At 45.7% G+C, this 6,943-nt stretch carries 8 protein-coding genes and 1 tRNA gene; 4 read left to right on the top strand and 5 right to left on the bottom strand.

Going from position 1 to position 6,943, the window contains the following annotated elements; translation table 11 throughout:
- The 3 genes from C7B77_RS20095 to C7B77_RS31495 form a co-directional block, all read right to left on the bottom strand.
- The coding region (locus C7B77_RS20095; RefSeq protein WP_146138416.1) for an NYN domain-containing protein at positions 1-289 on the bottom strand (289 nt) is incomplete at its 3' end.
- 119 nt (positions 290-408) lie between these two features.
- Positions 409-2,046, bottom strand: a complete 1,638-nt coding sequence (gene metG, locus C7B77_RS20100) for a methionine--tRNA ligase (RefSeq protein WP_106308933.1) — start codon at positions 2,044-2,046, stop codon at positions 409-411.
- A gap of 119 nt (positions 2,047-2,165) precedes the next feature.
- Positions 2,166-2,291, bottom strand: coding sequence for a hypothetical protein (locus C7B77_RS31495; RefSeq protein ID WP_281261375.1), 126 nt, complete (start codon positions 2,289-2,291; stop codon positions 2,166-2,168).
- A 178-nt stretch (positions 2,292-2,469) separates the two neighbouring features.
- Between C7B77_RS31495 and C7B77_RS20105 the strand changes: the two genes are divergently transcribed.
- A tRNA-Lys gene (locus C7B77_RS20105) sits at positions 2,470-2,541 on the top strand.
- 57 nt (positions 2,542-2,598) lie between these two features.
- Here C7B77_RS20105 and C7B77_RS20110 read toward each other — a convergent pair.
- Positions 2,599-2,796, bottom strand: a complete 198-nt coding sequence (locus C7B77_RS20110; RefSeq protein ID WP_106308936.1) for a hypothetical protein — start codon at positions 2,794-2,796, stop codon at positions 2,599-2,601.
- A gap of 121 nt (positions 2,797-2,917) precedes the next feature.
- Between C7B77_RS20110 and crtR the strand changes: the two genes are divergently transcribed.
- Positions 2,918-3,826 (top strand): beta-carotene hydroxylase, encoded by a 909-nt coding sequence (crtR, locus tag C7B77_RS20115; RefSeq protein ID WP_106308940.1) that lies wholly within the window; start codon positions 2,918-2,920, stop codon positions 3,824-3,826.
- Between the two features lie 391 nt (positions 3,827-4,217).
- Here the strand turns inward: crtR and C7B77_RS29355 are convergent, their stop codons facing one another.
- A complete protein-coding gene (locus C7B77_RS29355; RefSeq protein ID WP_146138417.1) occupies positions 4,218-4,424 on the bottom strand; it encodes a hypothetical protein in 207 nt (68 codons plus the stop codon).
- Positions 4,425-4,667: 243 nt separating this feature from the next.
- Between C7B77_RS29355 and murA the strand changes: the two genes are divergently transcribed.
- Together murA and C7B77_RS20125 are read left to right on the top strand one after the other, a co-directional pair.
- Positions 4,668-6,002 (top strand): UDP-N-acetylglucosamine 1-carboxyvinyltransferase, encoded by a 1,335-nt coding sequence (gene murA / locus C7B77_RS20120; protein WP_106308943.1) that lies wholly within the window; start codon positions 4,668-4,670, stop codon positions 6,000-6,002.
- 138 nt (positions 6,003-6,140) lie between these two features.
- Positions 6,141-6,776: a peroxiredoxin gene (locus C7B77_RS20125; RefSeq protein WP_106308946.1), complete on the top strand. Its 636-nt coding sequence runs from the start codon at positions 6,141-6,143 to the stop codon at positions 6,774-6,776.
- Positions 6,777-6,943 lie beyond the last annotated feature (167 nt).

Genomic DNA, 6,943 nt, shown 5'->3' on the forward strand with positions numbered 1-6,943 from the left:
GTACCAAATCTTTGGCGATGACTCGATAGCCATTGCGCCTCATCCACAACAAAAAGCCTTGTTGTTTTTCATTAGTTCGATCGACTCCCGTGTAGAAAAAAGAACGCAACAGTCGCGAACCGCCAGTGAGTCGAGCTAGTAATTTGGTATAATCGATTTCAATATTTAGTTGTAGCGCGGCATAAAATAAATTAGAACCATCGACAAAGATGGCTACCCTCCCACGATTTTCTAATACTTGCTGTGCTGAAAATATCGAATTTTCATCATGGTTAAAACTATTCATCATTTATTGAGGTTGTTATAAATTTATTAAAAAAAATTGAGAATTTAAAAAAATTGGTTTATATATTGACAATGATGAAGCGCGATTGGCTATTCCTCCCCAATAGTTGAAAATCGATTAACTCAACCACTAGCATCGTTTGGTAGCTCCAGCTTAATGAAAATTGGTCGCGGCGATCCCAACGGTCGATCGGCTTGCAAGATTCCCCATTCTCCATGACGCGCCCAGTCTGCTGGTAGTTCGTTTGCGTCGAGATGAGATCGATCTCCGTGACTACCACAAACGAGATCGAAATCGACATCCAAACCTAATTGCTGATAAATATCCGTGCTAATTTTGGGCACGATCGGCGAAAGTAAGTATGCCGATAACCGTGCCGACTCCAAAGCAGAATATAAAACTTCGGCTAATTCTGAGTGTTTGTCTTGTTTGAATAATGTCCAAGGAGCGAGATCGTCGATATATTTATTGCTGGAGTGCGCCAACGTTAAAATTGCTTCGCAAGCATCTTTAAAGGCTAAATTATTGTAAGCGATCTCCACTCGATCTCCTAGCTCTCGACCCAAAAGTTTCAACGGGTGTTCGGCAGAAATGTCTTCTGGATTACAATTTGGGACGCGACCTTGGCAATATTTTTTAGCCATACTTAGTGTGCGATTGAGTAAATTCCCTAAATTGTTAGCAAAATCGGCATTCACGATTTCGACAAAGCGGGTTTCATTAAAATCGCCATCCTGACCGAATTCAATCCCCTTGAGAAAATAATAGCGCAGTGGTTCTGCACCATAGCGATCGACAAACTCGATCGGATCGATCGCATTGCCTTCACTTTTGCTGATTTTTTTACCATCTTTGGTAAAGTAGCCGTGGGCGAATACGCGATCTGGAATTGGTAAGCCTGCGGACATTAACATTGCAGGCCAATAAACGGCATGAAACCGTAAGATATCCTTACCGATTAAATGTAAATCGATCGGCCAACGGTGCGCCAATGCGTTGTCTAGAGTAGGTTCGGCATCAGGATCTAGCAAGGCGGTGACATAGCCCAGCAAAGCATCGAACCAGACATAAATTGTTTGCTGGGGATCGTTGGGTAAGGGAATACCCCAATCGACATTAACGCGAGAAATCGAAAAATCTTGCAATCCCTGCGCTACAAATTTAAGTACTTCGTTGCGCCGACTCAACGGCAAAATAAACTCTGGACACTCGGCGTATAGAGCTTCTAATTGCTGTTGATATTTAGACAGTCGAAAAAAATAATTACTTTCATCGCGCCATTCGACTTGCTTGCTCGGATGTAACGGACAATAGTTGTCGGCTAACAGATCCCGCTCCTCTTTAAATTCCTCGCAGGAGACACAGTACCAACCTTGTTGAGTCCCCTTGTAAATATCGCCTTGTGCCAATACCCGCTCGAAAAACTCTTTGACGATGCTCTGATGATTGGCTGCTGTCGTCCGACTAAAGCGATCGTATTGAATGTTCAGCTTGCTCCACAAGGCATCAAAACGCGCGACAATTCGATCGCAGTGGACTTGTGGCTCGACCCCTGCGGCGATAGCCGTGCGTTCGATTTTCTGCCCGTGTTCGTCAGTTCCAGTAACTAGTAACACATCGCGGCGATTGAGTCGTTGCCATCTAGCGATCGTATCGGCTGCCATCGTAGTGTAAGCATGTCCGATATGCGGAATATCATTAACGTAGTATAGCGGTGTTGTTACGGTAAAGGAATGTGGTGTTTTGGCAGGATAATTCATATAGCAGCTCAAATGTGGCGGACTTCGTAGCGTTGGATCGAACTGCCGTTAGGGGCTGTGTGGACTCGACCCGATCGACCAAAAATTAGTCGTAAATAAATTCACAATCCCCAGCCTGCTCAAAATTTGACTGTAGCTAGATCTGTCGGTGCTAATCTGGTGCGAATGCCTAGCGGCAGGCGGACGCTACCCTCGTGCGAACTCATCGACTGCGAGACTTTAAACAGCACTTTTGGCAATGCCAAAAGATCGGTTCGATATTACCCATTGTAGAGTTATGAGCATCGTCCCCGATCGAATCTAGTTACGCTTGAGTTTCCTCAAGACTTAGCTCTAGTCTCCATCATAGATGAGGTTGCCCAACTTCTGTGCTTTGTTAATAATTAGTTAATTGGTTTGATGCTAAACTTAAGGTGGCTGCTAGGGCAACTAGCTCAATGGTAGAGCATCGGACTCTTAATCCGCTGGTTCCGAGTTCGAGCCTCGGGTTGCCCATTTTTAGATCGATCGCCATTGTGCAGTCGTGTCGAACTAATACTACACAAGGCTGAATTATAAGAATTTTGCCCGATCGAGCAAAGATAATAAATCCTCAGCCGATCGCCGCGATCGATTAGTTAGGATTATTACTGCGGCGACGATGTAATCGATATTTTGCGATAGGGAGCGGTTTAGCTCTGGGTTGGCACGATCGAGCGCGCTATGAGTAGTATCAGATTTTCGAGCGCGCGAATATCTTTTGACTGACAATTTTGGCCGATCCGGGCATTTACATTAGCTTAAAAAATTTCATAAATCTTTATCATCGGCGGGGATTAGCGTATACTACGAAAGCAAAGCTTAATCCCATGTATAAAGGAGCAAAAATCTAATGTCGGAGGCGCAGCAGCCCCTCAGAGTCCCTAGGGAATTTTTGGGACCGCCTGATGACTTGAATCCCAACGTCTTCATGTTCTTTGGCGCAATTGCTCTAGTGACGATCTCGACGATCGGCTATTGGCAATGGCAGTTACCAGGTTGGTGTTGCTTCGGCTTCAATGTCTTGGCTTTACATATGGCAGGTACCGTGATTCACGATGCTTCTCATAATTCCGCCCATCCCGATCGGGTGGCGAATGCAATTATGGGACATGGTAGTGCATTAATGCTCGGATTTGCATTTCCAGTCTTTACGCGCGTACACATCCAGCACCATGCCAACGTCAACGATCCCGATAACGATCCGGATCATTACGTCTCCACAGGTGGCCCCCTCTGGATGATTGCCGCGAGGTTTTTTTATCACGAGATCTATTTTTTCCAGCGCAAACTATGGCGGAAAAACGAACTGCTCGAATGGTTTCTCAGTAGGCTAGTAGTAGGACTGGTCATCTATTGGGCTTGTCAAAACGGCTATACTAGCTACGTTTTTAATTTTTGGTTTTCACCAGCATTAGTCGTCGGTATCGCACTGGGACTATTTTTCGACTATCTACCCCATCGTCCTTTCAAAGAGCGAGATCGGTGGAAAAATGCCCGCGTTTATCCAGGGCCGATTCTGAATATCCTTATTTTCGGCCAAAATTATCACTTGATCCATCATCTATGGCCGTCAATTCCCTGGTACAAGTATCAACCAGCCTACCAGGCAACCAAACCATTATTGGAATCAAAAGGATGCCATCAATCGCTGGGATTATTGCAGGGTAAAGATTTTCTTCACTTTGTTTATGACATCTTTTTGGGCATTAGGTTTCACCACAAACCCAAGCCAGTGAGTCAGGAGGCGATCGATCCTTAGTCGTGTGATTGAGTCGGCTCGTGGTATTCGGGATGCACTCGATCGATAAATACTAGTTTGTTCGCGACACCACGGATCTGACCCTCGACAAAAAACCAGGCTAGGCAAATGCTGCGCCTGGTTTTTTGATTTTCCCGCGATCGCCTTTTGACAATTTAGATCGAATCTTCAGATCGAGTGTGCTTAAATATACTAGCTTTCAGTACAATTTGCGGACGCTCGATCGTGAGTAAAAAGGTATTAAATTGCTAACATCTGTGAGGAGAGAGCTTGCGGATCTAACCTAGAAGCTACAAATTATTCAGCAAAATTTTACTGGCTCCTGACTGTTGGTATCGATCGGTGGCAATTAGAGCGATCGAATGTGAGTTTTTTAGTCATCCAAGAGTTATTATCTTTGAGATAGGAATAAGATCGGTAATCGGTAATTTAGCATAATCCCCAGTACCGCAGCTATTTCAGCAACTCGGAGATCTAGAAAACTGTAACTAGTACTGAGCGGCATAAGTAAAGCAACCATTGCCGATACTCTACCTCTACTCTCCCAACTCCCAACTCCCAACTCCCAACTCCCAACTTTCCCAAATAGTAGGTTCATTTATGCCGGAGACTACTAGTAGCACATTGTTAGCGCGAGTAAATAGTGTTTAATATGCTCGATCGCTCAAAAAAAATGGTAATAAATAATACTAAAGAGCGAGCGAATGCTGCTTAATTACTGAATATCGATCGAATTTATTACCTAATTCCTGTAAAATCTAAGCAAAAATCAGTAATTCCCACCGCAGTCTCTTGGAATTTGGAGGACAAATATATCAGTAGCACAACCACCACCCAAAATATGTTAACAACAGAAAAGTCTGTCATTCACATCTGGGGTCAACACCCATTGTCTGGAGAAGTCAAAATCAGTGGTGCCAAGAATTCCGCCTTGGTTGTCATGGCTGGTGCTTTGCTGTGCTCGACTGGATGTCGGCTCCAAAACATTCCTGGACTGGTAGATGTCGATAAGATGTGCCAGATTATTGAAGCGTTGGGCGTCAAGATCGATCGCAATGGCGAAGTTTTGGATTTTGATACCACTGGATTCAACTGTCATACACCACCATTTGAATTGGTTTCCAAGTTGCGGGCGGCTTTTTTTGCGATCGGGCCGATTCTGGCGCGGTTAGGGGTTGCTAAAGTACCCTTACCTGGTGGCTGCTCGATCGGCGCACGTCCGGTAGAGTTACATGTGCGCGGCTTGCAAGCCATGGGCGCGCATGTCGAAATCGAGCATGGAATTGTCAATGCGTATGTTACTGGCGCGAATAAACGCCTCCAAGGGGCGAAAATTTATCTGGACTACCCAAGTGTCGGTGCGACCGAAACATTGATGATGGCGGCGACTTTAGCCGAGGGTGAGACGATTTTAGAAAACGCGGCCAAGGAACCGGAAGTTGTCGATCTTGCTAATTTCTGTATTGCTATGGGCGCGCAGATTTTTGGAGCGGGTACGGATCGGATTACGATCGTCGGCGTCGATAAGCTCCATGAGGCCGATTATCGGATTATTGCCGATCGTGTCGAAGCAGCAACATTTTTGGTGGCTGGTGCGATTACCAATTCGGAACTGAGTCTGTATCCAGTCATCCCGGATCATCTCACCGCCGCAGTGGCGAAGTTAGAGCAAATTGGCGCGAAAGTAGTAATGGATGCCCCTAACCGGATGCGAGTAATTCCGACAGGTACGCTCAAAGGTGCGGATATCGAGACTCTGCCCTATCCAGCTTTTCCGACCGACATGCAGGCTCAATTTATGGCGATGCTTGCCATCAGCGAAGGTAACAGCGTGATTACCGAAACTGTATTTGAAAATCGACTCCAACACGTTGCCGAACTCAAACGGATGGGTGCCAATATTAGGGTTAAAGGCAATCATGCCATTGTCGAAGGCGTACCGCTCTTATCTGGTGCGACTGTCACCGCAACCGATCTGCGTGCTTCTGCTGCACTCGTACTGGCAGGTTTAGCCGCTCAAGGCAAAACCACGATTCAAGACCTGCATCACCTCGATCGCGGTTACGATTGTCTCGAAGCCAAAATGCGCAATCTCGGAGCCAAAATCGAGCGGGTACGAGTTAATGCTGAGGGTGAAACCGTCTATCGCTACGCGGATGAAGCCGTGCGGGTGTAGAGATAGCGATCCCCGATCGTTACCGATCGATCGACAGACTCGATCGTAAATAAACATGTATAGTACTAGAAGGTTGGGGTAACTTCGTGGCACGATCGTAAGTTGCTCCCGTCCACTTTCACCTATTTTAGATAGATTATGCAGTTAAGATTAGGGGACACCGTTCCCAACTTCACCCAAGCTACTACCCAGGGCGAGATCGATTTCTTTGAATGGGCTGGAAATAGCTGGGTAATTCTCTTCTCTCACCCTAAAGATTTCACTCCAGTTTGTACGACAGAATTGGGCGAAGTAGCTAAATTAAAACCAGAATTTGACAAACGCAACGTTAAACCGATCGCGCTGAGTGTCGATGATGTAGATTCTCATAATGGTTGGGTTGGTGATATCCTCGAAACTCAAGGTGCCGCACTCAACTATCCCATCATTGCCGATCCAGACAAGAAAGTCTCTGACTTATATGACATGATTCACCCTAATGCCAATGCAATGGTGACTGTCCGCTCGGTATTCATTATCGACCCCAACAAGAAACTCCGGCTGACGCTGACTTATCCTCCTAGTACCGGACGGAATTTTGATGAGATCCTACGGGTAATTGATTCGCTCCAACTCACCGATAACTACAGCGTGGCAACTCCTGCCAACTGGGTTGATGGTGGTGATTGTGTGGTAGTACCGACGATTTCTACTGAGGAAGCCAAGGTGAAGTTTCCTAAAGGTATCACCGAACTCAAGCCTTATCTGCGCATGACTCCCCAGCCAGATAAGTAATAGGTTTTAGGCTTTAGGCTTTAGGCTTTAGGAGATTTCAAGTTCTGCACAGTGCTAGATCGTACCTCTAATCGGCACTGGTTATCGATCGATTAACTTCGATCTGACTCACAAAAAAACAGCCTGCTGGCTGTTTTTTATTGTATTAACTGTGGGTAGATGATAGG

This window comes from Chamaesiphon polymorphus CCALA 037, assembly GCF_003003845.1.
GTDB classification, from domain to species: domain Bacteria; phylum Cyanobacteriota; class Cyanobacteriia; order Cyanobacteriales; family Chamaesiphonaceae; genus Chamaesiphon; species Chamaesiphon polymorphus.

Coding starts and splice junctions, on each gene's coding strand:
- metG (WP_106308933.1), bottom strand. CDS start 2,046: ATGAATTATCCTGCCAAAACACCACATTCCTTTACCGTAACAACACCG.
- crtR (WP_106308940.1), top strand. CDS start 2,918: ATGTCGGAGGCGCAGCAGCCCCTCAGAGTCCCTAGGGAATTTTTGGGA.
- C7B77_RS29355 (WP_146138417.1), bottom strand. CDS start 4,424: ATGAACCTACTATTTGGGAAAGTTGGGAGTTGGGAGTTGGGAGTTGGG.
- murA (WP_106308943.1), top strand. CDS start 4,668: ATGTTAACAACAGAAAAGTCTGTCATTCACATCTGGGGTCAACACCCA.
- C7B77_RS20125 (WP_106308946.1), top strand. CDS start 6,141: ATGCAGTTAAGATTAGGGGACACCGTTCCCAACTTCACCCAAGCTACT.